The organism is Luteibacter sp. UNC138MFCol5.1 (assembly GCF_900110505.1).
Classification (GTDB): domain Bacteria; phylum Pseudomonadota; class Gammaproteobacteria; order Xanthomonadales; family Rhodanobacteraceae; genus Luteibacter.
Window position 1 is genome coordinate 1 of record NZ_FODZ01000004.1, and the last position, 25,178, is coordinate 25,178.

The 25,178-nt window shown below is 67.3% G+C and carries 22 protein-coding genes, 1 tRNA gene and 1 pseudogene; 13 read left to right on the top strand and 11 right to left on the bottom strand.

The window, feature by feature from the left end; genetic code table 11:
- Positions 1–317: 317 nt before the first annotated feature.
- Positions 318–3,332, bottom strand: coding sequence for a sensor histidine kinase (locus tag BMY69_RS12135; protein WP_090178498.1), 3,015 nt, complete (start codon positions 3,330–3,332; stop codon positions 318–320).
- Positions 3,333–3,470: 138 nt separating this feature from the next.
- On the opposite strand from BMY69_RS12135, the gene BMY69_RS12140 reads away from it, so the two are divergent.
- The 7 genes from BMY69_RS12140 to BMY69_RS12170 all read left to right on the top strand — a co-directional run bounded on the left by BMY69_RS12140 (position 3,471) and on the right by BMY69_RS12170 (position 11,740).
- On the top strand, positions 3,471–6,149 hold the full coding sequence (locus BMY69_RS12140; RefSeq protein ID WP_255364539.1) for a DUF2339 domain-containing protein: 2,679 nt from the start codon (positions 3,471–3,473) through the stop codon (positions 6,147–6,149).
- Positions 6,139–7,491, top strand: a complete 1,353-nt coding sequence (locus tag BMY69_RS12145; RefSeq protein WP_090178504.1) for a DUF3999 family protein — start codon at positions 6,139–6,141, stop codon at positions 7,489–7,491. Before BMY69_RS12140 ends, BMY69_RS12145 begins: the two co-directional genes overlap by 11 nt.
- 64 nt (positions 7,492–7,555) lie before the next feature.
- Positions 7,556–8,884, top strand: a complete 1,329-nt coding sequence (locus BMY69_RS12150) for a replication-associated recombination protein A (protein ID WP_177191156.1) — start codon at positions 7,556–7,558, stop codon at positions 8,882–8,884.
- Positions 8,885–9,040: 156 nt separating this feature from the next.
- Entirely contained in the window at positions 9,041–9,613 is a 573-nt protein-coding gene (locus BMY69_RS12155) for a hypothetical protein (protein WP_090178509.1), read from the top strand.
- 339 nt (positions 9,614–9,952) lie between these two features.
- The gene (serS, locus tag BMY69_RS12160) at positions 9,953–11,233 is read left to right on the top strand and encodes a serine--tRNA ligase (RefSeq protein WP_090178512.1); all 1,281 of its coding nucleotides are present in this window, start codon (positions 9,953–9,955) and stop codon (positions 11,231–11,233) included.
- Between the two features lie 99 nt (positions 11,234–11,332).
- Positions 11,333–11,422, top strand: a tRNA-Ser gene (locus BMY69_RS12165).
- Positions 11,423–11,491: 69 nt separating this feature from the next.
- Positions 11,492–11,740, top strand: coding sequence for a DUF6538 domain-containing protein (locus BMY69_RS12170; protein ID WP_090178515.1), 249 nt, complete (start codon positions 11,492–11,494; stop codon positions 11,738–11,740).
- On the opposite strand, the gene BMY69_RS12175 is transcribed toward BMY69_RS12170, so the two are convergent.
- From BMY69_RS12175 to BMY69_RS12190, 4 genes are all read right to left on the bottom strand, one after another.
- Positions 11,718–12,953, bottom strand: a complete 1,236-nt coding sequence (locus BMY69_RS12175) for a DGQHR domain-containing protein (RefSeq protein WP_090178517.1) — start codon at positions 12,951–12,953, stop codon at positions 11,718–11,720. The genes BMY69_RS12170 and BMY69_RS12175 overlap by 23 nt on opposite strands.
- 2 nt (positions 12,954–12,955) lie before the next feature.
- Positions 12,956–13,477, bottom strand: a complete 522-nt coding sequence (locus tag BMY69_RS12180) for a hypothetical protein (protein ID WP_090178520.1) — start codon at positions 13,475–13,477, stop codon at positions 12,956–12,958.
- 64 nt (positions 13,478–13,541) lie between these two features.
- A complete protein-coding gene (locus BMY69_RS12185; protein WP_143070466.1) occupies positions 13,542–14,444 on the bottom strand; it encodes a hypothetical protein in 903 nt (300 codons plus the stop codon).
- Positions 14,445–14,611: 167 nt separating this feature from the next.
- The gene (locus tag BMY69_RS12190; protein WP_143070467.1) at positions 14,612–15,085 is read right to left on the bottom strand and encodes an aminotransferase class V-fold PLP-dependent enzyme; all 474 of its coding nucleotides are present in this window, start codon (positions 15,083–15,085) and stop codon (positions 14,612–14,614) included.
- Positions 15,086–15,098: 13 nt separating this feature from the next.
- Between BMY69_RS12190 and BMY69_RS12195 the strand changes: the two are divergent.
- Positions 15,099–15,623 (top strand): annotated as a pseudogene (locus BMY69_RS12195) (TolC family protein); the annotation flags it as partial.
- A gap of 512 nt (positions 15,624–16,135) precedes the next feature.
- A complete protein-coding gene (locus BMY69_RS12200; protein WP_090178531.1) occupies positions 16,136–16,519 on the top strand; it encodes a VOC family protein in 384 nt (127 codons plus the stop codon).
- Positions 16,520–16,523: 4 nt separating this feature from the next.
- On the opposite strand, the gene BMY69_RS12205 is transcribed toward BMY69_RS12200, so the two are convergent.
- Positions 16,524–17,267: a CPBP family intramembrane glutamic endopeptidase gene (locus BMY69_RS12205; RefSeq protein WP_177191157.1), complete on the bottom strand. Its 744-nt coding sequence runs from the start codon at positions 17,265–17,267 to the stop codon at positions 16,524–16,526.
- Positions 17,268–17,656: 389 nt separating this feature from the next.
- On the opposite strand from BMY69_RS12205, the gene BMY69_RS12210 reads away from it, so the two are divergent.
- Positions 17,657–19,063: a tetratricopeptide repeat protein gene (locus BMY69_RS12210; protein WP_090178536.1), complete on the top strand. Its 1,407-nt coding sequence runs from the start codon at positions 17,657–17,659 to the stop codon at positions 19,061–19,063.
- A 300-nt stretch (positions 19,064–19,363) separates the two neighbouring features.
- On the opposite strand, the gene BMY69_RS12220 is transcribed toward BMY69_RS12210, so the two are convergent.
- A complete protein-coding gene (locus tag BMY69_RS12220) occupies positions 19,364–20,326 on the bottom strand; it encodes a GlxA family transcriptional regulator (RefSeq protein WP_090179398.1) in 963 nt (320 codons plus the stop codon).
- Between the two features lie 111 nt (positions 20,327–20,437).
- Here BMY69_RS12220 and BMY69_RS12225 point away from each other — a divergent pair, with 111 nt between their 5' ends.
- Complete coding sequence (locus BMY69_RS12225; RefSeq protein ID WP_090178541.1) at positions 20,438–21,079, top strand: HD domain-containing protein; 642 nt, start codon at positions 20,438–20,440, stop codon at positions 21,077–21,079.
- Between the two features lie 214 nt (positions 21,080–21,293).
- Here BMY69_RS12225 and BMY69_RS12230 read toward each other — a convergent pair whose 3' ends face one another.
- Both BMY69_RS12230 and BMY69_RS12235 read right to left on the bottom strand, forming a co-directional pair.
- Positions 21,294–21,446: a DUF2256 domain-containing protein gene (locus BMY69_RS12230; RefSeq protein WP_218143187.1), complete on the bottom strand. Its 153-nt coding sequence runs from the start codon at positions 21,444–21,446 to the stop codon at positions 21,294–21,296.
- Positions 21,447–21,525: 79 nt separating this feature from the next.
- Positions 21,526–22,446, bottom strand: coding sequence for a LysR family transcriptional regulator (locus BMY69_RS12235; protein ID WP_218143165.1), 921 nt, complete (start codon positions 22,444–22,446; stop codon positions 21,526–21,528).
- Positions 22,447–22,587: 141 nt separating this feature from the next.
- Between BMY69_RS12235 and BMY69_RS12240 the strand changes: the two genes are divergently transcribed.
- Together BMY69_RS12240 and BMY69_RS12245 are read left to right on the top strand one after the other, a co-directional pair.
- Positions 22,588–23,340, top strand: coding sequence for an SDR family oxidoreductase (locus BMY69_RS12240; RefSeq protein WP_090178547.1), 753 nt, complete (start codon positions 22,588–22,590; stop codon positions 23,338–23,340).
- Between the two features lie 31 nt (positions 23,341–23,371).
- Positions 23,372–24,121: an SDR family NAD(P)-dependent oxidoreductase gene (locus BMY69_RS12245; protein WP_090178550.1), complete on the top strand. Its 750-nt coding sequence runs from the start codon at positions 23,372–23,374 to the stop codon at positions 24,119–24,121.
- 37 nt (positions 24,122–24,158) lie between these two features.
- On the opposite strand, the gene BMY69_RS12250 is transcribed toward BMY69_RS12245, so the two are convergent.
- A complete protein-coding gene (locus BMY69_RS12250; protein WP_090178552.1) occupies positions 24,159–24,797 on the bottom strand; it encodes a response regulator in 639 nt (212 codons plus the stop codon).
- Positions 24,776–25,084: a GNAT family N-acetyltransferase gene (locus BMY69_RS12255; RefSeq protein WP_090178554.1), complete on the bottom strand. Its 309-nt coding sequence runs from the start codon at positions 25,082–25,084 to the stop codon at positions 24,776–24,778. Before BMY69_RS12255 ends, BMY69_RS12250 begins: the two co-directional genes overlap by 22 nt.
- Positions 25,085–25,178 lie beyond the last annotated feature (94 nt).

Here is a 25,178-nt window from a genome sequence, read left to right on the forward strand (position 1 = left end):
GGCATGGCGGCCTGTCGTTCCCGATATTGCTCGACCCAACGACGCAGCGCCGTCGGGCCAATACCCATCATCCGGGCCGCTTCAGGCGGGGAATGCCCCGCCTCGACCACCAGTCGGACCGCTTCGGCCTTCAGAGCCGACGAAATCTTCTTGTATCCCATGGATCACCTCGCAGGAGATTTTGCTCCTACTCGGTGGTCCAGAAATACCCGGACACTACAGCCCTGCGCGCGACAGCTTTTCGCGAAGAGCATCAGGTCCTGACGCTCACGGCCTCAAAAGATGTCGCGCGCAGAGCGCGCTCCTACCGCGAGGGTTCAGCGTTTCTTCCGATCCCGCGCGTAGGCCACGCGCGCCGGCACCTTCGCCGTGACCGCCACACCGCGCTGCGGCAGCGATACCACCTCGAGTCGGCCGTTCAGTCGCGCGGCGCGTTCGCGCATGCCGACGATGCCGTAATGTCCGTCGCCGGGCATCATGCTCGGCGAACCGTCGAAGCCGTCGCCATCGTCGCGCACGGTCACCGTGAGCCATCGCCGCGCGTATTCGATGGTGATCCAGATCGACTTCGCGTGGCTGTGCTGGGTGGCGTTGAGCAACGCCTCGCGCACGATGCTGTGCAACTCGTCGGTCGCCACTTCGCTGACCGGACGGCGCATCCGCGGTGCGATCACCTCGAAATGCACCGGAATGCCGATGTCTTCCGACTGTGCCGCGATGCGCTCCTCCAGCGACCCGTGCACGGACGCCTGCGTGCGCAGGCCCTTGACGCGGTCACGGCCTTCCACGAGCAACGCCTCGGCGCGATCGATGGTGCGCTCCAGCGTCTTGCGCGAGCGGTCCTCGGGCGATAGTCCATCGACGAAGGCCTGGAAGCGCAGGATCAGCCCCTGCACGCCCTGCAGCAGCGTGTCGTGCAGATCGCGGGCGATGCGTTCGCGCTCGCGATGGCGTTCGTCGAGCCGCATGCGCAGGCGGCGCGTGAGCAGGCGGACGCGCCACCGGTGCGCCAGCCAGACGAGCAGTCCGACGAGGCCGAGGCAGGCGAGCTGGAACCAGCGCATTTCGAACAGCCGCGCGGGCACGCGTACGGCAAGCGGTTCGGAGCGACTCCAGTGCCGACCGTCGTACGACGCCTCGGCGACGAAGCGGTAGTCGCCCGGCGCGAGGTCCATGTAATGCGCATCGCGATGCACGGTGCCGTCCTGGTACGTGGCGTCGACGCCTTCCAGCCGGTAGCGGAACAGCACGCCTCGCGGTCGTCCGGGCGCTAGCGCGGTGTACGACACGTGCAGATCGCGGCTGCGCTTCAGCACGACGTCTTCGTTGCGGTGAATGGTCGTCGTGCCGGATTCGATCGCGCGGATGATGACCGGCGGCGGTGGCGGACGGGCGAGCGGCTTGGAGGTGTCGAGCCACGCGAGCCCTTGCGATCCGGAAAACCACAGGTAGCCGTTGCGCGCCGCGAACACGGTGGGCAGGGGCCGTACGAGCTGCGCCGGCCCCGGCACGCCGTCTTCCATCGTCAGCACCATGGCCTCGACCGGCGTCTCCGGCTTCGCCAGCGCGGCCCTCCACGCGTCATGCGTGAAGTGGATCAGGCCGTTCACACCGTACGCCCAGACCGCGCCGTCGCGCGTGCCGACGATGCCGGTGACCATATCGAGGCGGTCCCGGGGCAGGGAAGTGAGCATGCGGAAGCGGTCGCCGTCGAGGAACGACATGCCGTGTTCGGAACCGACCACCAGCGTGTCGCCGACCGATGCCACCGCCGACACCGGTCCCAGTCGCAGCCCCTCGGCCTCGGCGTAACGGCGCATCCTCGCGCCGTCGAAGACCGATACCGAGCCGTCCTGGTAGCCGAACCAGGGGCGGCCGCGCGGGTCGATGTGGATGACCCACGGGGCGACCTCCGACGGCGCGCCGAGCGGCGTCGCCGACTGCCACGCTCCGTCGCCATCCTGGTAGAACACGCCGCGCAGGCGCAGCGACAGCCACAACCGCCCCGTGCCGTCGCGCGCGATGGCCTGAACGATGGAACGTCGCTTCGCCGCGCCCTCCGGCAAGGGCACGGACACGGGCAGCGCGCCGGTGTTCTTGCGCCACATCTCGCCATAGCCGCCCATCAGGGTGCTTCCGTCGGGCTCGGTCCAGACGCTCGTGAGCGGGCCGGCGAATCCCGGAAGCGGAACGGGATCGGGCGTGAGGGTCCACAACCGGTCATCGTACGCGGCAAGCGTCGCCGTACCCGTCCACACCGTGCCGGCGGCGTCTTCGAACACGGAGAAGTACAGCGACATCTGCGGGAAGCGCACGGTCGCCAGCCAGCTGTCGCGGAAGCGGTCGAGGCCCGCCTTCGTCGCCACCCAGATGTCGCCGTCGCGGTCCTCCAGCATGGTCATCGTGCCTTGCGACGTCATGCCGAGCCGTTCGCTCATGGCCTGGACCTTCGGGTTTTCGCCGAGGTCGCCCGCTCGTTCCACCGAGCCCGCCGGAACGCGGCAGAGGTTCCGGTCGCAGGCGACCGTCCACAGCGTGCCATCGCGATCCAGCAGCGTCGTGCTGCCGTTGGCGCGGCGTGGCCGCGCGAAGGGATGCGGTTTGCCCCAGTCGCCGGGAAGCGGTGCCACGCCGGATTCGTGGCGGCGCCAGATGCTGCCGTCGTTGTCGAGCAGAAGCACCTGCGGCGATGGCGTCGGGAGTCCGGTGTCCTCGAAACGGCGGGCGCCCTTCGGCAGCACGAAGGTTCCCTGATCGGTCACCACCCAGAGCACGCCGTCCGGCGCTTCGAGGAACTGGTCGAATTCGCCTTTCAGTCCCCAGTCCGACACGTCGTTCCAGCGCGAACCGTCGAAACGGAAGATGCCCGCCTCGGACGCGACCCAGAGCGCGCCGTCGCCCGCGGTGGCGAACTCGTCGACCGCGACGTGATCCGGCAGGCCCTCGTTGGCGCCGTACGACGTGACGGTGTCGTGGCGCAGCCGCAGCAGACCGCCGCCGGCGCGGGCCACCCAGAGGTCGCCGCCGGGAGCCGCGTAAAGCGCCCACATCGCCTCGCTCTCGTTGCTCGCGGGCGGAAGCAGCGGGTATTTCTCGAACTCGAAACCGTCGTAACGGAACAGGCCGATCCGCGTGGCGAACCACAGCCAGCCGTCTTCGGTCTGCGCGATCGACGTCGCCCCGACCGGCGCGCCGTCCTGCGCACGCAAGGCGGTGTGATGCAGCTGTTCGAGCGTGCGTGTCGGATCCGTGGCGCGCGCGGCCGGCACGCCGGTGCACAGCGCGACCAGGCACAACAGGAAGCGGATCGCGCGACGCGCAGTGAAGATCATCGGCACAGGACGGGAGGGACGAACGCCCAGCGTACCGTATCGAGGCGGTGGCGCGGCCGGGCGGCCGATCCGCAACGTCCCGCTTTCATGCCAGACTCTCCCGAAGACAACGGACGTGGTCGGTGGGGGAGCAAGGGCATGTATGTGGTGTGGGCCATCGTGGGTGCGATCATCGGCGCCTTTGTGGGTGAGGGCGTTGCCGGCGCCGTTGCCGGATTCGCCATCGGATTTCTCTGGGCGCGCACCGCCCAGCTGCGTCGCGATCTCGACGACGCGCGTCGGCTGATCGACGGCCTGGCCGGCGGCAAGCGAGCGGAAGCCGCGGATACGACACCGCCCCCGATACCGTCGCCCCGGCGCGCGCCGGAGCCCGTATCCCCGGTCCCCCCGGTCGCGACACCCGCGACCCCCACGACGGCGGCCAGGCCGGCGGCTTCCGTGCACGCCGCCGCCGAGCCACCCAGCGGCCCGACCCTCGCCGACCGCCTCACCACCGCCATCAAACGCTGGTTCACAGAAGGCAACGTGCCGGTGAAGGTCGGCATGCTCGTGCTCTTCGCCGGCGTCGCCGCGTTCCTCAAGTACGCCGCCGACACCGGCCTGCTGCGCGTGCCCGTGTCGGTGCGCCTGTGCATCGTCGCGCTCGCCGCCATCGCGGGTGTCGTGTTCGGCTGGCTGCAACGCGACCGGCGCCGCGCGTTCGCCCTGTCGCTGCAGGGCGGCGCCATCGGCGTGCTGGTGATGACCGTCTTCGCCGCATACCGCATGTACGGGCTGCTTCCCGCCGGATGGACGTTCGCGCTGCTGATCGTCTTCGTCGGTGCCCTCGGCGTGCTCGCGGTGCTGCAGGATGCCCTCGCGCTCGCGGTGCTCGGCCTCGTCGCCGGTTTCGCCGCGCCGATCATCGCGTCCACCGGGCAGGGCAACCACGTCGCGCTGTTCTCGTACTACGCCGTGCTCAACCTGGGCATCCTCGGCATCGCCTGGGAACGCGCATGGCGCGTGCTCAACGTGCTGGGTTTCGTCGGCACGTTCGGCGTGGGCACGCTGTGGGGCGTGCTCAGCTATCGGCCCGGGCTGTTCGCCAGCACGGAGCCGTTCCTCGTGCTGCATTTCCTGCTCTACCTCGCCGTGCCCTGGCTGCACGTGCTGCGTTCGCCGCGGCGCGGGCGGGCGATCCTCGACGGCTGCCTGATGTTCGGCAATCCCATCGCCAGCCTGCTGCTGCAGGGCGCGCTGCTCGACTGGCGGCCCATGCCCCTGGCGATCTCCGCGCTGGTGGCCGCGGCGATCTACGTCGCGATCGCCTTCGCCATCCGCCGTCGCGACGACATGACGCTGCTGCGCGAGACGTGGGCCGTGCTCGCGGTCGCGTTCGCGACGATCGCCGTGCCGCTCGCGCTCAGCGCCAGCGTGACGGCGAGCGTGTTCGCGCTGGAGGGTGCTGGCCTGATCTGGCTCGGCTTCCGCCAGGGCCGCCGCCTGCCGCGCTGGGCCGGCGTGTTCCTGCAGTTCGCGGCGGGCGCGGCCTGGGTGGTCGCCGCGCTGTTCCGCCACGGCGTGGACGACGTGCCGTTCCTCAATGCCGCCTTCATCGGAAGCCTGCTGCTCGTGATCGGGGCCGTCGTGGGCATGTGGCAATTCGATCGCCATGGCGCGTCGCGCGGCGTCTCCGCGCTCGCGCGCATCGGCCTGCTGGTCTGGGCCACGCTGTGGTGGCTCGTCGGTTTCGCCGACCAGATCGATCGCTTCGTCGTCGACGGCGCACAGCAGGCCGCGAGCTGGCTCGCGCTGTCGTCCGTCACCGCCGCGTTGCTGGCGATCGCGTGCCCGCGTGCGCGCAAGCTCGACCTGGGCACCACGCTCGCCTTCGGCGTGCCGCTGTTCGTGCTCGTCGGCCTGGGCGTGATCCTCGATGCCGCCAACGCCGGGACGCAGTGGCTCAGCGGCTGGCCGCTCGTCGCGGTGGCGGTGATGGGTGTATCCGGCTGGTTCGCGCTGGCCGGCGAAGCGAAACACCCGATCGCCGCGGTCGCCACGTCCACGATCTGGTGGGTGCGCTGGCTCGCCGTGTTCACCGTCGCGATCGCCATCGCGCTCGACGGTGCGTCGGTGGGGCAGGGCTGGCGGCTGCTCGCGGTCTCGATGCCGACGCTGCTGCTCGCCGCGCTCGTGCTGTGGGGCGCGCGCTGGCTGGCGATGCCGCTGCACGCGCATGCCCGCGAGATCCGTCTCGCCGTGGGGGCGTGCACGACGCTGGGCATGATCGCGATCGGCATCGGCGCGCTCGGCGCCGCGGGCGATCCACGACCGCTGCCGTTCGTGCCGGTGCTCAACCCGGTCGACCTGCTGCTGGTCGCCGTGCTGCTCTTCGTGGCGCGTGCCATCTCCGACGACGCCATCCCCTCCGACGTGCGGCGACTGCGACCCGCGGTGCTCGCGGCCCTGTTCTTCGTGATCGCCACCAGCATGACGCTGCGTGCCGTGCACCACCTGGGCGGCGTGCCGTGGGACGGCGACATGCATCGCAGCAGCCTCGCCGAGCTGTCGCTCACGGTGGTGTGGAGCGTCATCGGCGTGGTGGCCTGGGTGCTGGGCTCGAAGCGAGGGCAGCGCATGCTCTGGCTGGCAGGCGCGGTGACCATGGCGCTGGTGCTGCTGAAGCTCCTGATCGTCGATCGCGGGCACCTCGGCAACCTGTTCGGCATCGCGTCGTTCATCGCGTACGGTCTGCTCTGCACCGTGATCGGTTATCTCGCGCCCGCGCCGCCACGGCAGGGTTCGGTTCCTCCTCCGGAGTCGTCGCATGCAGCGTGACTGGCGTCGTGTCCTTCCCCTCGCTGGCCTGCTCGCCACCCTGGCGCAGGCCGACGCACCGCCGCGCTTCGCGGTGAGCTATCCGCTGGCCGCTGCGCCCGGCGCGAAGGCGTACGTCGTGTCCATGCCCGAAGACGTCTACGCCTGGGCCGTGCGCGATGCGGGCCTCACCGACGTCGTCGTGGTGGATGCGAAAGGGCGCCAGGTGGCGGCGGGCATCTACCACGCCGCCGACCCGACGTCGCACCCGCTGAGGGTGGACGCGCCGATGCTCACCGTGCCGCCGAGCGCGAACGGTGCCGTGGGCCCGCGCATCCAGCGCAGCACCACGGGCGACATCCTGATCGAGCCCGGCGCCGCCGCCACGAGCGGCAAGCCCACCGAATGGCTCGTCGACGCGCGCCAGCCGCTGCGACCCGAGCGCATCGAGTTCGCGCCGCTGGGGCGCGACGCGAACCTGCGGATCGACGTCGACGCCAGCACCAACCTGCAGGACTGGACACCGCTCGTGCGTGGCGCGTCGGTCGTCTCGCTCGGCAGCGGCGATGGCGCGGTCGACGCGCGCGTCGTGAAGCTCGCCGGCGACACGGCACGCTATTACCGCGTGCGCGTGACGTCGGGCGACGCGCCCTGGGCCGACGGCCACCCCGGCAGCGTGACGCTGTCCGGCACGGTGACCGATGCCTCGGCGAAGGACGAATCCGCGCGCCGATGGCTCGACCTCGGCCCGACCGACACCGCGACCAAGGACCAGGGCGTCGACTACGACTACCGGCTACCTGCCGCGGTGCCCGTCGGCGCGCTCCGCGTGAAGCTGGGGCGGGGCGACAACGTCGCGCGCCTCGACGCCATCGCGGTGCAGGACACGATGCGCGGCGAGCAGCTCGGCACGCTGGTGGTGACCCCGGGTGCGCCGAACGGCGACGTCCATCCACTGGAGCTGACCCCGATCCGCCGCGATCTCATCCGCCTGCATTCGGTGACGCCGCTGCGCGAGCCGCCGCGCCTGCTGGTGGGCTGGCGACCCGATCGCATCGTCTTCCTGCCCGAGGGCGATGGCCCGTACCGCCTGTTCGTCGGCAGCCGTTCGGAGCGTCGCCCGGCCTGGCCGATCGACGAGGCCGTCGCGGCATTGCGCAAGGAGGGCGGCCCCGCGTGGCGTCCGGCGGAAGCCACGACGGGCAGGGCGCAGGAGCTGGCGGGCAAGAAGGCCGTCGACCCCGCCGACGCGCCGTTCGACTGGACGCGCCCGCTGCTGTGGGTGGTGCTGCTGCTTGGTGCGGCGGTGGTCGCCGCCATGGCCGCCAGCCTCCTGCGGAAGCCGAAGAACGGCGGCGAATGAGCCGTTGAGGCGCCATGCACGGGGAACGCGCGATAATGCGCGTTCACCGCACGTCATGAGCCCCATGTCCTTCCAGTCCCCCGGCCTGTTCGCCGAACCCGAAGCCCTGAAGCCGCTCGCCGAGCGCATGCGGCCGCGCGCCCTCGACGAGATCGTGGGCCAGCAGCGCGTGGTGGGCGAGGGCAAGCCGCTGCGCCGTGCGCTGGAGGCGGGCAGGGTGCATTCGATGATCCTCTGGGGCCCGCCGGGCTGCGGCAAGACCACGCTGGCCCTGCTGGTGGCGCGTTACGCCGACGCCGACTTCCGCGCGATTTCCGCGGTGATGAGCGGACTGCCCGACGTGCGCAAGGCGCTGGCCGAAGCGGAAGGCAACTTCGCGCGGGGCCGCCGCACCGTGCTGTTCGTGGACGAGGTGCACCGCTTCAACAAGGCGCAGCAGGACGCCTTCCTGCCGCACATCGAACGCGGCGTGATCATCTTCGTCGGCGCCACCACCGAGAACCCGTCGTTCGAGCTCAACTCCGCGTTGCTCTCGCGCTGCCGCGTGCACGTGCTCGACGCCGTCGGCGTCGACGACATTGTCGCCGCGCTGCACCGCGCGCTCGCCGATACCGAGCGCGGCCTCGGCGATCTCGGGCTGCATGTCGACGAAGGCTCGCTCCGGCTCATCGCCAGCGCGGCCGACGGCGACGTGCGCCGCGCGCTCACGCTGCTGGAAATCGCCGCGGAACTCGCGGAAGACGGCCGCATCGACGACACCACGCTGGAACAGGTGCTCGCCGACCGCACGCGCCGCTTCGACAAGAGCGGCGAGCAGTTCTACGACCAGATCTCGGCGCTGCACAAATCCGTGCGCTCGTCCGATCCCGACGCCGCCGTGTACTGGCTGACGCGCATGCTCGACGGCGGCTGCGATCCGCTCTACCTAGCGCGCCGCATGACGCGCATGGCGGTGGAAGACGTGGGCCTCGCCGAGCCGCGCGCATGGCGCATGGCGCTGGACGCGTGGGACACCTACGAGCGCCTCGGCAGCCCCGAAGGCGAACTCGGCCTCGCGCAGCTCGCCATCTGGCTCGCCATCGCACCGAAGAGCAACGCGGCGTACATGGCGTACAACAAGGCGAAGGCCACGGTGAAGCAGATGGGCACGCTCGACGTGCCCATGCACCTGCGCAACGCACCGACGAAGCTGATGAAAGGCCTCGGCTACGGCAAGGACTACCAGTACGACCACGACGCCGAAGGCGGCATCGCCCTCGATCAGCAATGCCTGCCCGACGAGCTCGAAGGCATGACGTTCTACGAGCCCGTCGACCGCGGCCTCGAACTCAAGCTCGGCGAGAAACTCAACGCCCTCCGCGCCGCACGAGCCGAAGCCCGTAAGAAGCGCTGAACGCGCGCCAACCTACCGAAGGGTGGGAGCCGATCGCATCGGCGATCCCGCGCCAGCGGGCAATCTCGCCAACGCCCGCACCCCTGCCAAAAGTCCGATACCCCCGACGCCACGCCGGACGTACCCTCGGCCCATCCAACCCGCGGGAGCACGGCCATGCGCATCGCCATCGCAACGCTGCTGGGCGGCATCGTGATGTTCCTCTGGGGCGCGTTCGCGCACATGGTGCTGCCGCTGGGCGAGATGTCCATGCGCGCACCGCTCGACGAAGACAAGGTGCTGGCCGCTCTGCACGACGGCCTCCCGGGCGAGCACGGCATCTACGTGCTCCCGCACTACGACCCCGCCACGCAGGGCGACGAAAAGTCCATCGCCATGTTCTCCGCCAAGGCCAAGGCCAACCCGTACGCCTTCATCGTCTACACGCCCTACGGCAAGGACCCCATGGCGTCGATGCCGTACAACCTGTTTCACCAGTGGCTCTCCGAGACCCTCGCCGCGTTGGTTGTCGCGCTGATCATGATCCGCGCAGGCACCGGCGCCGCCAGGGGCCTGCTCATCGGCCTGGGCTTCGGCATCTTCAGCTGGCTCTCGCTCAGCGTGCCGTACTGGAACTGGTACCGCTTCCCCGGCGCGTTCACCCTCGGCAGCCTCGTCGAACAGGCCTTCGGCTGGCTCGTCGCCGGCGCCGTCATGGGCTGGTGGCTAGGCCGCCACCGCACCCCCTGAGGCCCCTCACCGTCGTACCGGCGCACGCCGGTACCCACGGCGACCACGCCCGGTCAACACGACACGCTCTCCCCCCAAGCCTCGGCACGTTGCCACCACACCACAAACCCCCTCACCGTCGTACCGGCGCACGCCGGTACCCACGGCGACCACGCCAGGCAACACGACACGCTCTCCCCCGAGCCCCCGCACGTTGCCCACAACACCATCACCGTCGTACCGGCGCACGCCGGTACCCACGGCGACCACGCCCGAAAGAACGCCCACGCCCCGACGCCCCACCGTCCAGCCCCCAAACTTTGCGATAATCCCGAATCCACCCGCCCTCGGAACGCAAACATGCTGGATCCCGCCCTCCTGCGCGGCCGCCTCGCCGAAACGGCAGAACGCCTCCGCGCCGCCCGGAACTTCGACCTCGACGTAGCCACGGTCGAGCGCCTCGAATCCGAGCGCAAGTCGCTCTCCACGGAGACGCAGGAGCTGCAGAACCTCCGCAACACGCGTTCCAAGGCCATCGGCCAGGCCAAGGCCAAGGGCGAAGACGTCGCCCCCCTGATGGCGGAAGTCGCCGGCCTGGGCGAAAAGCTCAAAGCCAACGAAGACGCGCTCGCCGCCGTCCAGGCGAAGATCAACGAGATCGCCCTCGGCATCCCGAACCTGCCCGACGCCTCCGTGCCCATCGGCAAGGACGAGAACGACAACCGCGAGATCCTCCGCTGGGGCCACGCACGTCCTTTCGACTTCGAAGTGAAGGACCACGTCGACCTGGGCGCCCGTCACGGCTGGCTCGACGCCGACGCCGGCGCGAAGCTCAGCGGCGCGCGCTTCACCGTGCTCCGCGGCCAGCTCGCGCACCTGCACCGCGCGCTCGCGCAGTTCATGCTCGACCTGCACACGACCAAGCACGGCTACCTCGAACACAACGTCCCGCTCATCGTGAACAGCGCGGCGATGGAAGGCACCAGCCAGCTGCCGAAGTTCGAGGAAGACCTCTTCGCCACCGAAGTCGGCGAAGCGAAGCGCTACCTGATCCCCACGGCCGAAGTCACGCTGACCAACCTCGTGCGCGAAAGCATCACCGAAGCCGACGCGCTGCCCATGCGTCTCGCCGCGCACACCATGTGCTTCCGCGCCGAAGCCGGCAGCTACGGCCGCGACACGCGCGGCATGATCCGCCAGCACCAGTTCGAAAAGGTCGAAATGGTGCAGATCGTCGCGCCGGAAACGAGCATGCAGCAGCTCGAGGAGCTGGTCGGCCACGCCGAAGCCGTCCTCCAGGCCCTGAAGCTCCCGTACCGCAAGGTGCAGCTCTGCACCGGCGACATGGGCTTCGCCGCCGCCAAGACCTACGACCTCGAAGTCTGGCTTCCCAGCCAGAACACCTACCGCGAGATCAGCAGCTGCTCCAACTGCACCGACTTCCAGGCGCGCCGCATGCAGGCAAGGTGGCGCAACCCGGCCACGAACAAGCCGGAACTGGTGCACACCCTCAACGGCTCCGGCCTGGCCGTCGGCCGCACGCTGGTCGCCGTGATGGAGAACTACCAGCAGAAGGACGGCTCGATCAAGGTCCCCGACGTGCTCCGCCCCTACATGGCCGGCATCGAAGCCATCGCCTGAGGGTAAGGGCAGGGTACAATCGGCGCGCCGGCCGCCCAGCGCCCGGCGTGTCGACGCAAGGAGCCGCCACGTGCAACGCGTGGCGGTGAGGAACAAAACGGAGAGATGGCCGAGTGGTTTAAGGCAGCAGTCTTGAAAACTGCCGTAGGTGTAAGCCTACCGTGGGTTCGAATCCCACTCTCTCCGCCAGACTGATTTTATGTAATCAGTAACTTGCAAGAGTCGTGCGGAACCGCCATCGGGACACAAGAGTCCCTTATGCGCATCCCACACTATCTGGTCAGGTCCCCGAGCGGCGCTTACCGCTTCCGGCGGAGAATTCCCGCCGTGGTGGCCAGACTCTTCGAAAAGCAGGCCATCAAGAAACCCCTGCTGACCCGCGACGTCAACCTCGTGTATGACCTCGCCCTCGCACTTTGGCGGCAGATAGGGGCATTGTTGAATGCCTTGCGCAGGCTTCCGCGCTCCTCCGTGCCTGACGAGGTCACCTTTTACTGCCAGTGGTGAGATTGAGCTTTGCCCTGATTTCCCGTGATATCAGGCTACGCCCCGAGCCCGACGCATTGAACCTGTCCTCATTGAAATCGATGTCGCCAGCGGGACGAAGGCGATCTCTGAACCAGCTGGTTGCTATGGTCCCCTCTGCCAGGGCTTCCGGAATCAGCAGTCGGAGCACATCAAAGAGGGCCTGCACGCCGACCGTGCGCGTGATGAAGGAATCCGGCTGCTTCTTCCAGAACTCCTCCTTGCACGCCGACAGGAAGTTGAATGCGATGGTGTAGATGAGAAGGTCGTTTCCCTCGATGAACGCCGGTCGCAGGGGTGAGTTGTCCTTGCGGAAACGCTCAAGCGACGAACGCGGTTTGCGCTTGCCTGCGAGCATCTGAGTCGCGTCCCGGCCTGGATTGGACGAGTACAGGCGGGAGATGCCCTGGACCACGGTTGCGGTCGACACCCTCCACAGTTTCTCGTTCGTCAGGGCTTCAAGTGCCTTGTCTTTCTTCGGGGCAATGATGATGCGCTTAAACAGCGGGGAATCCTTCTCGACGGCCAGACGCCTGCTCAGGAACACTGCGAGCTTGTCAGGCGTCCACATCTCCGGTTCCTCGTCGAGGACGTTATAGCCGAACTGCTCATAGGTGAGGCTCTTGTCGACCGGCTTTTGCGTAGAATTGATGATGGCAAAGAGCTGCGCCTGAAACGGTTGTGGCAGGTCGAGGAAGATGGCGCAAACGAGCCCCATGTGGTCGACCGCATCGACAGGCGCACGTGCGAGGCCAAAGAGCCGATGCTGGCCGTCGATGATGTTGGCCATCTTCCTGTCGCTCGGAATCGTTAGCTGGAATTGCCCAGCAGGGCCTTCCACGATGGACCATTCATCGCCGTCATCGAGGTCCTCAGCGTCGTCGCTGGCATTGGCAACAGTATCGGCTCCTTCAGGAAGCTGTGGCGCGTTGCCGGCCAGGATGATGGCGTTGGGAAAGGCGGCATCGACCCGGCTCACGTATTTCGCAATGGCTTCCAGGCGGGGCATCTGTGCCGCTCGCTGGGTGCCCGTGATGGTGTACTCGTTTTTCTTGGACGAGTACCTGGCAGAGAGACGGTCACTGTAGGCCACATCAAGGACCACGGCCGCGGGAAGCGAGACGATGTAGAAGATGCCCAGGGGCTGGTCGACGCGCAGTGCGGTGGTGACGAAGGGGTAAGTCGGCCTTTTCATGGTCATTTCGTCTTCAAGCCGCTGAGGGTGCCCGGCAACTCGGCTGCAGCCGCGTCGGCCGGCCCGGTGGCCGGCGGGATTGGCTCGTCAAATATCTCAGTGTTCTCGGCGTTGGCAATCCACCAGACCCAGAGCGCCGCGTTCGACAGGACTATTTGCGCAACGATTGCACTGGTTGACGTGGCATTGCCAAACGCCACGCAACAGGCGGCAAAGATAATCGTCATCAAAAGGCCGAAACCCCGCAGAAATTTCGGGACGGTCTCGTTGAAGATGAGCTGGGCCGCAGCGGCACAACCCAGCGAGGGATAAAAGACGTTGACGGCCAAACGCAGGCTTTCTGTCTTCCATTCGGTCGCGTCCATGGCACGGTAGAGTTCGACCCAAATGCCAAGGCCGGCTGTTATGACGACGATGGCGGCGAACAGCAGAAAGCTCGGACTCTTGAGTGGCAGGAGGGTGCGGTCCCTGAACGTCCGCCGCAGGCGCTTCCAATGCCCGTCGTGGGGCCGCTCTTCACTCATCTGCACGACCTCATCACGGCGTCCCTCTCCAGAGTCGCGATGAAATCAGCAAATTCTCAGCCGGTCAATCGGCGCCCTCGGCCCACCTTGCCGCCTTGGCCGACCAGCGGGTTTGTGAGTGGTACAGCCGCTTGTAGTCCCGCTCGATGAGCAGGTCGAGGAGCCTTGGATAGACGGTCGAGTAGTTGGCAACCCAGGACGCGTCGGCGTTGCACTGGGCCCGCTCGAAGATCTCCTTCAGGACCCGCTGGTGGGCGAGGTAGACAGCGATGTGGGCGCCGAGCCAGGTGCTCCTCGGGTCAAGCAGTCCGCCGTTTTTGTGCAGGTGGTCCGCCAGGAGGTCGCCCGTCGACACCATCTCCCCGACGGTCGACATGAGGTCGGGATAGGTGTTCTTGACGAAGGCCATCTCGTCAATGAGCCGGAACCCACGCGCCGGCACGTCCCTTCGCTTGATGACCAGTCGTCGTTCGCGCCCGCCTCCTTCAAATTTCAGGGTCGCGCCGCCGTCCGCCTTCCAGCTTGCCAACAGCCGGTGGTCGAACTCATCGCGGAGCACACGGATTTGCGAGAGCAGTACGCGGAAGGGACCATAGAACTCGTTGAGCTGCCGGGTGCGGAACGCCTGAAGGTTGGCCATGGCCTCGAGCCCGAAGTCCCGCTCCGCCTTTCGCATCTCGCGCACAGCACGGCGCTTGTCGGCGTCCTTCTCGGCCTTGAGGCGCCAGCTCTGCAGGATGATGCCGAACAGTCCGGTGACACCGGCACCGGCGAGAACACCGAGGAACCCCATTTTTGCAGCGAGCCATTTGTCGTCGCCGGCCCCGGCCAGATGGTCGAGGCTTTTACTGATGCCCTCAAGCTCCTTGTGGAGGTCATGGGCGACGGCATTGAGCATGGCATCGCTTACCGGGCGGTCGCCGGGGAGTGCGGGTGTCGCCAGCAATGACGCCTTCGTCTGGGTCACCGGCATGGGCACCGGGGTTGGCGCAACCGGGGCGGCGGCCGCACTCGAGGCTTGGGCGGGAGCCGTGGTGTTGCCTCGGGATTGGCCGTCGGGGGCCTGCGCACAGGCCATCGTCGACCCGGCAAGACCGAGGATGAGGGCGGCCGTGCGTGCAGTGGGTAGGGTGCTCACAGGCTTCTCAGCGTCCCAATGCCGTCAATGAGGGCGGTGGCCGCCAAGTCGATGTCGGCTTGTGTGGTCAGTCGTCCTGGTGAGAGGCGGAAGGCCTGCCGGCTTCGCGGGGAGTCGCCCCACATGGCAAGCAGCACATGGGAGGTGACAAATGACTCTGTAGAACACGCGCTCGAGGCCGAGAAGGCGACCGTCTCCCGCAGGAGCCGCATGAGGGCCAAAGGTTCGACGCCGTCGATGGACAAAGAGAGGTTGCTGGCAAGGCGCCCGGTCGCGTGCCCGTTGACGGCCACGCCGGCAACGTCGGCGACAAGGCGATCCCGGAGACGGTCCCGGAAGGCGGTCACGCGCGCCTGGTCGGCCTTCCAATCTCTGGCGGCAATGGCCATTGCTTCGCCAAAGGCGACTACGAGGGGGGTATTGACCGTTCCGCTCCGCAGCCCCCTTTCCTGACCGCCGCCCCAGCTCAGGGCGGCGAGTGTCGGCGTCGCGCGGGCGGCGTTCTATCCCACCATCAGCCTGGGTGTTGCGTTGGGTTGGCAGGACGTGGGGCACGGCAATCTCCTGGCCGCCAGCAACGAGTTCTGGAGCCTTGGGCCCTTGGCCTCGCTCAATCTGTTGGATGGTGGCGTGCGTCGCGGGCGCGAGGCGGAAGCCAAGGCGGAATTTTCGGCAGCCTCAGCCCAGTACCGCGGATTGGTGCTGCATGCGTTTCAGCAAGTCGAAGACAACCTGTCCTTGATTCAGGAGTTGGGCCGGGAAGGCCAGCAGGAGATGGCAGCGGCCGACGCGGCCAAGCAGTCCGAGACCTTGGCGACCAACCGATACAACGAGGGCGTCGTCAGTTACCTCGAGGTGGTGACGGCGCAGACCGCGGCGCTAAAGGCGCAGCGTACGGCTGAGTTGGTGCGCACCCGGCAGCTCCAGGCAAGCGTCGATCTGATTCGTGCACTGGGCGGAGGATGGCGCGCCGCTGCGCAAGACCAACCGCAGGTCAGCGCACGCTGACCCGAGGCGCTTCCCACTGTTTAGCCTGGCGTTCTGACGGGCCAGCGCGTTTGCCGGCACGCTCGAAGCGGCCACCGCGTTGGGCAGCATTACGGGGCGAGATTCGCGGACGTTGGGCGATGGTGACGCGACAGCGACGCGCATGGGTCTTTCCCCTGCTCAGACGGTCGCGGCCGAAACGCCCGCGTGGCAGGTGCTCGACGCCACCGCCCCGAATTGACACAGGAATCATAGGCGGCATCTGATCCAAGGCTTTACCATCCGGGCTTTCACCGCCCGAGTGAATCTCGGGCGAGACGCCTCGGGTCCCGATCCATGGGCCGCAACACCGGTAACGCGATCGCTGAACTCGTTGCAGTTGAGCCCGCGAGCCGTGCCGCGAACCCAGAATACTGGGGATCATCGCATCTGTGATTGATACGTCCTGCGTATCGTAGAGGCGGACACTCGATATTGGACGAGTTCCGTCATGAGGGAGAAAATGCCTGGACATAACCGCAAGGCCTAAATCGATGCTCGACCATATCGATCACATTGTTCTGACCTGCACGGATGTCGCAAGAACCACGGCGTTTTTTACGGAGGTCCTCAAAATGCGGCACGAAACATTCAAGGGTGGACGTGTCGCATTTTCGTTCGGCTCGCAGAAGATCAACCTGCACGAGCGCGGAAATGAATTCGAACCGAAAGCTCACCTCCCCGTGCCCGGGGCGTTGGACCTCTGCTTTATCGCCGCGGTGCCCTTGTCGGAGGTTGTAGAGCACCTCAATCGGTGCGGATGGCCCATCGTTGAGGGGCCTGTGGAACGAACGGGCGCGACGGGTCCGATCCGCTCGGTGTATGTACGCGATCCCGACCTGAACCTGATTGAGATTTCTGAGCGGCTATCCCGCTAATTCCTTAGCCTGTGTAGGGATGCCGCGGCCCGAATCGACAGAGCAGCGCCAATGCCATGCCAACCGCAACGAAGGCGAACACGCTGCCCTCGGGACCTACCTGGCCGCCGGTAATGGACACAGCCCCCGTTGGCTGAAGATCCAGAAGGTGCCCGGCGTCGAGATAGCCACTACCCGCGGCGCCGAACAAGGGCGCGCTGGCCCAGTTCCATCCCGTGTGATAGCCGACCGACCACCAGAGCGATCCGGTCCGGTACACCGCGTATGCCAGAACCGCCCCTTGCAGCGCGAGCCGCGCAAGCCAGACGGGCGACGCCCCCGGGTTCTCGATGTGTACCACCGAGAACATAATCGCTGAAACGGCAATCGCGCCGCCGCGGGCCAAGAAGCGCTCACTGACCAGAAGAAGAGCCGCACGGCCGAAGAGTTCTTCACCTAGGGAGCCGATCCCGTCGAATAGGAGCCAACCGGTTCCATGAACCGCTGCCGAGGTGACGCTTTGATGATGAATACTGAGCTCGGCATCACCGCATGCAAGGATCGCAATGATCGCGAGGGACATCACCGAAATGCCGATCCCCAATCCGAGGACGGCATGCCGAAGCAGCCGGGGGTCTTTTATTGGGAAACCGTTTGTCTGATCGTTCAGGACGGACGATAACGCGGCAACGAGCGCCGCATTCCACACAAGGCGAACCACCATCAGAGCGCCGTACGCGCCTAGCGACATCTCGCCGTTCTCGAACATGTGGAGATTGGCCGCGTCCCTTAACGGGTCAAATATCCACGCTTCGACCGGCGCTTGCACCGCGTACATTCCCACGAGGACGCCCAGGGCAGCCCACGAGCGAACGCTGCGCAGGTTCTTCGTTACAGACGGCGGCACGAAAGAGCGCTCTCAGAGAAATGCCACAAGTGTCTGGATGATGACTTTCGCGAGGCTTTCCCGGCCTTCCCAAAGCGACCGGCCGATTGCCCTGGTTCCACCGGCAAACCAAAAAAAACCGGAAGAAAACGTCGATTTCACGATGCGCGGCGGTGTTTACCCTAACGTGACCCACGAGACCGCGCGGAGATGGCGCGCCCGCGACCCACGTCCGGGGAAGGCCAGCGATGAAGACGGGAAGGAGCGTGGGTGTGAACGTGTTCGAACGCCAGGACCGGATGGAGCAGCTGCGCTGGTTGCTGGACCGCGGATGGCTCGCCGCCCAGATGTTTCGGGGCGACGAATTGTTGCCCGTCGTCGCCTCCATCCAGGCTCAGCTCGTCCGTCCTCACGCCGCCTTCGAACGCGGATTGCGCGATGAAATGGTGGCTCTGGTCGTGGTCGGCGCCGTCTGGCGGGACGATATCGCCGAAGCGCGACGCTGGGCCCGCGAGACTCATGGCGCCCACAAGTTGTCCCGGTTCCGTTCCACGCTGCGGACGGCCATGCGCTACGTCGCCTGGCGCCTGCGCGACCCTTGCGCGTTCTATGCGCTGTCGACGCCACGACTTGGTCGGCTCTCGGAACCCGCGATCGCGGCGCGGATCGCCAATCTCGCCATGGAAGGCGCCGCGGAAGCCGAGCAACTTCGCTTCAAGGCCGCCGAGCGGCTGTCGAAAGACGCTCTCAAGCTGTTCGCGGAGCGGGGCGGTGTCCATGGAAACACCCTGCTGCTGCCCACGTGCGTCCTCGCGACGCTGGCGTTCGAGTCGGGCTCCGTCGATGAGGCCGATGTATTGATCCGCGGCAAGATCGCCGACTTGGAACGGTACGGCTCCATGGAGAGCACGCTCTGGGGCTTTGCCGTGGCCGGCCGGGTCGCCGTGGCGCGCGGCAAGATCAACGTCGTTTTGCTACTGCTGGAGCGAGGCGAGGGGCTGGGGGTTCGCCGGCGATGGCCGCGCCTGGCCACGCGTTGCGCGCTCGACCGCATCGCGCTCCAGTTGGGGCTGGGTGCGGGTGCGTCCGCTCATCGCACCCTCGAGCGCGCCGAGCAATGGCTCGGGACCCTTGGCCCCGACGTGCCGCATTTTCCATTCGACCGCTGGCCGCTCGAGCTCGCCCGCTGCCGCGTGCTCCTGTTCGATGGGTATCCCGATGCGGCCGCTCGACTGGCGCGCACGTGGCGCGATCAGGCCGTCCAATGCAACCATCCCTATGTCGTGGTTCGCTTCGCGTTGATCGTGGTGGGCGCGCTGTTCGCGATGGATGACATCGAGGCGGCGAAGAGGGAGCTGCTCGCCGCATTGCGCCAAGGCGCGGGCACCGGGCTTTTCCGGACCTTCTGCGATGACGCGTGGATGATCGAGCCGTGCCTGCGCCTCGTGCGCCGCGAGGATCGTGCGGCGCTGGGGCGCCTGACGGTCTTCATCGATAGCGTGCTGGATGCGGGGAGGAGCGGTGGCCTCTCGGTGCGGCGGCGGGTTCCCGCCAGAGGCATTGCCGAGCCGCTGACCGAGGGTGAAACCGTGGTGCTGCGGTTGATGAGCCTGGGGCTATCGCCGCCAAGGCGTTCGATCTCCTGCGCTACTTCGCCGAGCATCCCGGCCGGCTGTTGACGCATCGCGAATTGCTCGAGGCACTCTGGGCCGAGGTCGACGTGCAGCCAGGCAGTCGCTCGAGTAGTGCCAGGGTGGATTCCTGTTGAGCGTCGAGTCGCCCTGGGGCGTGAGCGGAACCGTGAAGCCTTTCAACATGGCGCGTTCTCCGATGCGAAGTGGGGAGGAGCGGCCAAAAGTCTGCGCGGGTGGCCACTTACGGCCATCCCCCGTTTGGGGCGCGGACTTGAACGGTTCATCCGCGTCGCACGCGCGAGGCGCGCGTAATGTTCCGACGCACGGTGCGGGCGGCGCCCGAGCTCACGAACCCGCGTGCAGTCGCCTGTACTGCGCGGGGCTCAATCCGAAGCTGCGTGAGAACGCGCGACTGAAGCTGTCCGGATCGGCGAAGCCGCATGCGGCGGCCACCTGCTTTGGCGTCCGGTTGGCATCGAGCATCAGCCGCGCGGCGGCGAGTCGCACGTCGGCCAACCACGCGCCCGGGGCCTTGCCCACCTCGTCCGTGAACATGCGCGCGAAGTGCCGTGGGCTCAGGTGCAATCGATCGGCGAGGCTTGCGACCGTGTGCGGCAGCTCGGGATGCGCAAGGACATAGCGCTGCAGCTCCTGCAGCGCGGCGCGGCCCGCGACGCGCGCCGTACCCGCTTTCGAAAAGGGCGCCTGGCCACCCGGACGGCGGAAGTACATCACCAGTTGCGAGGCGACCTCGTGGGCGGTGTCGGGCCCCAGGTCTTCCTCGACGAGCGAGAGGGCCAGGTCGAGCCCCGCCGTCACGCCGGCGGCGGTCCGCAGCTTCCCGTCCGCCACATGTATGGCATCCACGTCGACGACCACATCCGGAAAGCGCGAGGCGAACGCATCGGCATGCGCCCAATGCGTGGTGATGCGCCGACGCGCAAGAAGTCCCGTCTGAGCGAGAAGAAAAGCACCGGTACACACCGAGCCGAAGCGTCTCGCCGCTTTCGCATGCGCGGCAAGCGCGTCGATGGATCTCGCCGGGAGGAGGGTATCCGGGGCGTCCGGCGCGCCGGCGACCAGGAAGGTGTCGGCCGGGGCGGCGTCGCCAAGGACACCGTCCGGCATGAGTCGCACGCCGGCCGACGAAACGAGGGGGCCCTTCGTCAGCGCGTGGACGCGGGTCTGGTACTGCGTCCGGCCCGAGCCGCGGTTGGCTTCGGCGAAAACGTCGAGTGGTCCCGCCACATCGAGCAGCTGAAACCCCGGCATGGCGAGGACGACGACGGTACGGGATGGCTTCGGCATCGGATTTGGCAGGTTCTGCGGGACGGATGTCCGGATCGGACGGTTTCCGGTGATTGAGGACAGCATGCGCCGATCCTACGCTGGAAACCAACCCCTTCATCGAGGCATACCATGCATTCCTCCATCCACGGCATCGCCATCCCCGACAGCGCGATGGCCCGCCAGATAACCGAGCTCGTCCGGGACACGGCAGGCGAATTGCTCTTCAACCACTCGTCGCGCGTGTATTGCTGGGGAGCGCTCCAGGGCGGGAAGCGCGGTCTGAGTTTCGATCCCGAACTCCTCTATGCCAGCGCCATGTTCCACGACATGGGTCTCGTCGCCCCCTATAGCTCGGCGACCGAGCGCTTCGAGGTCGACGGCGCGAACGCGGCCCGGGCGTTCCTGCGCACCCACGGCATCAGCGAATCCGACATCGACCTCGTGTGGACCGGCATCGCGCTGCACACGACGCCCGGCATTCCGGTCCACATGCACCCGGTGGTGTCGCTGGTGACGGCCGGTGTCGAGATGGATGTGCTGGGGCTGACCTACCGTGAGTTCAGCGACACCGAGCGAGACGCCGTGACGCGGCTCTTCCCACGGTCGCAGACGTTCAAGGAAGACATAATCGACGCGTTCTACAACGGTATCAGGCACAAGCCGGAGACGACGTTCGGCAACGTGAAGGCCGACGTCATCGCCGACAAGGACCCGCATTTCCATCGAGGCAACTTCTGCGACGTCATTCGTCGTTCCGCCTGGCCGGCTTAGGAAAGCCTGCGTCGGAGGCGGGAAAAGGCAGCGCGGGCCAGCGCTGCCTTTGGGCCGGATGGGCGGGAGACCGGAGCCCATCCCACCGGCTCTATCGCCTGTCCGAAGTACGAAGACTCACGATGCATTGATCGGCTCGATTGTTGCGCATGACATCGCGTGTCGACACGACAATGGCTACATCGCCCTTCACGAACGATGCAGACGGTAACGGCTAGTCCGATGGCGTCGCGGTGCGTTTCGCGTTCCGGCATCGATCCGAGCAATAGCGCACCTGCTCCCAGTCACGCGCCCACTTGCGCCGCCAGGTGAAGGGGCGCCCACAGCTGGCGCAGGGCTTCTGCGGGAGCTCCGTCTTTTTCTTCATGCGGGGCATGTCGGAACCTTACCGCTTTTTTGCGCGATAACGTGGATTCGTTGTCGGCGCGACAACCGACCGTCCCGTCTCACCGATGGGCGTCGACGGTCCGGTCCCATGGGGTCGGGGCGACGAGCGTCTGTTCGAGGAAATCGACGAACGCCCGCACGGCCGGATTCTCGCGCCGGCTTTCCGGCCAGAGCGCGACGATCGGCGCGCGGTCCACGGTCAGTTCGGGGAGGACGGGGCGCAGGAGGCCGATCGATACGTACTGCGCGGCGACGTAAGTGGGCGATATGCCGATGCCACCGCCGGCGACGAGCGCGGCGGCGACGGCCTCGCTGGTATCGATGACCAGCGGCGCGAGCACGTCGAAGGGACGCTTGCCCCGGTCGCCCGGCCAGCGCAGGAGCTGGCCGGTGCTCTGGAAACGGAAATTGACGAGGTCGTGCTCTGCGAGATCGTCGATGCTCGACGGAATGCCGCGCTCGGCGAGGTAGCCCGGTGAAGCGAAGGCGCCGATACGGTGCATCGCGATCGGGCGCGAGATCAGTCGCGAGTCGGACTGATCGCCGACGCGCAGGGCGATGTCGATGCCCTCGCGCACCAGGTCGACGAAGCCATCACTGAGGCGAAGATCGATCGTCACCTTCGGGTAGCGGCGGCGGAAGGCGGGAAGGTAAGGCGCGAGCACATGCACGCCCACGGGCAGGGGCGCCGTGATCTTCAGCATGCCCGACGGCTCGGCTTTCGCGGCGAACGCGGTCTGTTCCAGCGCGTCGACTTCCTGCAGGAGGCGAACCGCTCGCTCGTACAGATCGCGGCCACCCGCGGTGAGCGTCAACGAGCGGGTGGTGCGCGCGAACAATGCGAGGCCGAGCTCGCGCTCGAGCCGGTTGATGCTCTTGCTCACGGCTGATGGTGACACGCCAAGTGCGCGCGCCGCCGAGGTATAGCTGCCGAGCGCCGCGACGCGCGCGAAGGCGATGAGCCCGGTGAGCCGGTGCAAGCCGATTTGTTCCGTCATGGAAAGAGTGAAACGACCTTCGGGTGAGTGGTGAGGGCGAATCGCGATGCATACAGTGTTTGCTCGTCACCACGAGATAGCAAGCAACACGTCCGCTGTTTCCCTGTTCCAGGAGAGCCACGCTTGAACGTTTCCTCGCTTCATTCGACGCCGACGAGCGGACGCCTCGACGGCAAGACCGTGCTCATCGTCGGTGGCACCTCCGGCATCGGTCTTTCGGCCGCGATCCAGGCCAGCGCGATCGGCGCGCGTGTGATCGTCACGGGCTTCAACAGCGAGCAGGCCAGGGACGTTGCCGCGACGCAAGGGTTCGCCGGCTGGCGAGCCTTCGACATCACCGACGAGGGTTCCGTCGCGGCATCGCTGGCCGACCTGGAGCGTGTCGATCATCTCGTGGTGCTCGCCGGCAGCTTCGTGGTCGGCAAGGTCCTGGAGGCCGAGCTTTCCTACCTTCGCCGCGCGTTCGACGAGCGCGTGTGGGGGGCGCTTCATGTGCTTCGTGCGCTCGGCGGCCGGCTCGCTCGCGATGGCTCAGTGACCTTCATCTCCGGTGTGCTGGCCGACAGGCCGAACGCCATGGGAACGGCCGTCATCGCCTCGGCGTCCGCCGCGATGGAAGCCCTCGCGCGAGGCCTCGCGGTGGAACTCGCGCCGCTGCGGGTCAATGCACTGTCGCCCGGAACGATCGACACGCCGCTGCTGGCGAAGGCGCTCGGCGAGCATCGCGCAGCCTATGTCGCCGGCGTCGCGGAGAAGCTGCCCGTCGGGCGCGTCGGCGCGGCGGAAGACGCCGGCGCCGCGATCCTCTTCCTCATCACCAACGGCTTCGTATCGGGCGAGACGCTGCACGTCGATGGTGGCGCGCGTCTCGTCTGACAACACCGTATCACTCAATCGCAGGCATACCATGAGCAAGCTCAAAGACAAGGTCGTACTCGTCACGGGTGCGTCGAAAGGCATCGGCGCCGGCATCGCGCGCGCGATGGCGGAGGAGGGCGCGGCCGTGGCCGTTCATTACGGATCGAGCGCGTCCGACGCGAAACGCGTGGTCGACGACATCGTCGCGGCGGGCGGACGCGCCCAGGCCTTCCAGGCCGACATGTCGCAGCCCGACGAGGTGCGCAAGCTGTTCGCCGAGGCCCGCGCGGCGCTCGGTACGATCGACGTGCTGGTGAACAACGCCGGCATCTACGAGTTCGCCGCGCTCGACGACATCACGGAGCAACACTTCCGCCGGCATTTCGATCTCAACACGCTCGGTCCCCTCATCGCGATGCAGGAGGCGGCGCGTCAGTTCCCCGCGTCGGGCGGGTCGATCATCAACGTCAGCACCATCGGCACGGTGTCGCCGACGCCGACCGCGTCGGTCTACTCGGCGTCCAAGGGCGCGCTGGACACCCTCACGCGCGTGCTCGCCAAGGAGCTCGGGCCGCGCCAGATCCGCGTCAACGCCATCAATCCCGGCCCGACGGAGACCGAAGGCCTGACGGCGGCCGGCATCAGGGGTAGCGACTTCGAGAAGGTCATGATCGACAGCACGGCGCTGGGACGGATCGGCACGCCGCGGGACATCGCTAAGGTCGCGGTATTCCTCGCCTCGGACGATGCGGGGTGGCTCACCGGCAACATCGTCATCGCGGCGGGAGGCATGACGTAATGGCGGTCGACGACAGGCGCGACGCGGTCGTCTCGCCCTACCTCAGAAAGCCCCTCTCGATCGCGATCGCCACCGCATGCGTGCGATTGTTGGCGTGCAGTTTGCTCATCGCGTGGGAGAGGTGTTCCTTGATGGTCTCCGGCGAAAGGCCGAGGCGCTCCGCGATCTGCTTGTTCTCCAGGCCCGCGGCGGCTCCGCGAAGGATCGATACCTCCCGTTCGCTGAGGACCTTCGTCGCCGGGTGGTCGGCGAGATCCCTGGCGACGGAGGCGGAGATGTGGTGCCGCCCCGCGTGCACGCCTCGGATCGCCGCGGCCAGATCGTTGCCGGCGGTCGTCTTCAGGAGGTAGGCCTGCGCGCCGGCGGCTAGCGCCCGGCGCGCCTGCGTATCGCCACCGTAGGTGGTCAGCACCACCACGCGGGCCGCGGGGTCGATCAGGCGGATGGCCTTGATGACGCCGACGCCGTCCGTGCCGGGCATGACGAGGTCGACCAGCGTCACGTCGGGGCGCGTCCGCTCGAAAGCGGCGATGCCCATGAGAGCGTCTTCGGCCTCCGCCACCACGGTCATGTCCGGCGTGCTGTCGATGAGCGCGACGATGCCGGCGCGGTAAACCGGATGATCGTCGACGACGAGGATGCGGATGGCGTGGGTCATCGGCGGAGCAGCTGCCATCCGTCGCTCGTGAGCAGGTCCTGCGTCTCGGGATGTTTCCGCATGTAGTCGACGACGAAGGCGCACGCGGGCTCCACGAGCAGGTTCTGCTCGCGCGCCTGCGCCAGCGCCACGCGCATGAGTTGGGTCCCCACGCCATCGGCTTCGAGGCTTCGGGAGATGTCGACGCGATGGAAGCGCAGCACGCGGCCGGTGCGCTCGTACCACGCGCTCGCTGTCTGCGAGCGCAGTTCGGCCACGAAGCGCCCCTCGTCGGGCGCGTCCCTGATGACGATATCCGCTGCCATGCTCGCGCCAGTGAAAGAGCCGGAAGCCCGGCGACCGCGAAATCCTAGCGCGTGCGTTCCGAACGAGCTTGCACGATCGGTGTCATGCGATCAC

Bases quoted from the DNA above. Each gene is read 5' to 3' on its own strand.
- BMY69_RS12135 (WP_090178498.1), bottom strand. From the start codon at position 3,332: ATGATCTTCACTGCGCGTCGCGCGATCCGCTTCCTGTTGTGCCTGGTC.
- BMY69_RS12140 (WP_255364539.1), top strand. From the start codon at position 3,471: ATGTATGTGGTGTGGGCCATCGTGGGTGCGATCATCGGCGCCTTTGTG.
- BMY69_RS12145 (WP_090178504.1), top strand. From the start codon at position 6,139: ATGCAGCGTGACTGGCGTCGTGTCCTTCCCCTCGCTGGCCTGCTCGCC.
- BMY69_RS12150 (WP_177191156.1), top strand. From the start codon at position 7,556: ATGTCCTTCCAGTCCCCCGGCCTGTTCGCCGAACCCGAAGCCCTGAAG.
- BMY69_RS12155 (WP_090178509.1), top strand. From the start codon at position 9,041: ATGCGCATCGCCATCGCAACGCTGCTGGGCGGCATCGTGATGTTCCTC.
- serS (WP_090178512.1), top strand. From the start codon at position 9,953: ATGCTGGATCCCGCCCTCCTGCGCGGCCGCCTCGCCGAAACGGCAGAA.
- BMY69_RS12170 (WP_090178515.1), top strand. From the start codon at position 11,492: ATGCGCATCCCACACTATCTGGTCAGGTCCCCGAGCGGCGCTTACCGC.
- BMY69_RS12175 (WP_090178517.1), bottom strand. From the start codon at position 12,953: ATGAAAAGGCCGACTTACCCCTTCGTCACCACCGCACTGCGCGTCGAC.
- BMY69_RS12180 (WP_090178520.1), bottom strand. From the start codon at position 13,477: ATGAGTGAAGAGCGGCCCCACGACGGGCATTGGAAGCGCCTGCGGCGG.
- BMY69_RS12200 (WP_090178531.1), top strand. From the start codon at position 16,136: ATGCTCGACCATATCGATCACATTGTTCTGACCTGCACGGATGTCGCA.
- BMY69_RS12205 (WP_177191157.1), bottom strand. From the start codon at position 17,267: ATGTTCGAGAACGGCGAGATGTCGCTAGGCGCGTACGGCGCTCTGATG.
- BMY69_RS12220 (WP_090179398.1), bottom strand. From the start codon at position 20,326: ATGCCGAAGCCATCCCGTACCGTCGTCGTCCTCGCCATGCCGGGGTTT.
- BMY69_RS12225 (WP_090178541.1), top strand. From the start codon at position 20,438: ATGCATTCCTCCATCCACGGCATCGCCATCCCCGACAGCGCGATGGCC.
- BMY69_RS12230 (WP_218143187.1), bottom strand. From the start codon at position 21,446: ATGAAGAAAAAGACGGAGCTCCCGCAGAAGCCCTGCGCCAGCTGTGGG.
- BMY69_RS12245 (WP_090178550.1), top strand. From the start codon at position 23,372: ATGAGCAAGCTCAAAGACAAGGTCGTACTCGTCACGGGTGCGTCGAAA.
- BMY69_RS12250 (WP_090178552.1), bottom strand. From the start codon at position 24,797: ATGGCAGCTGCTCCGCCGATGACCCACGCCATCCGCATCCTCGTCGTC.
- BMY69_RS12255 (WP_090178554.1), bottom strand. From the start codon at position 25,084: ATGGCAGCGGATATCGTCATCAGGGACGCGCCCGACGAGGGGCGCTTC.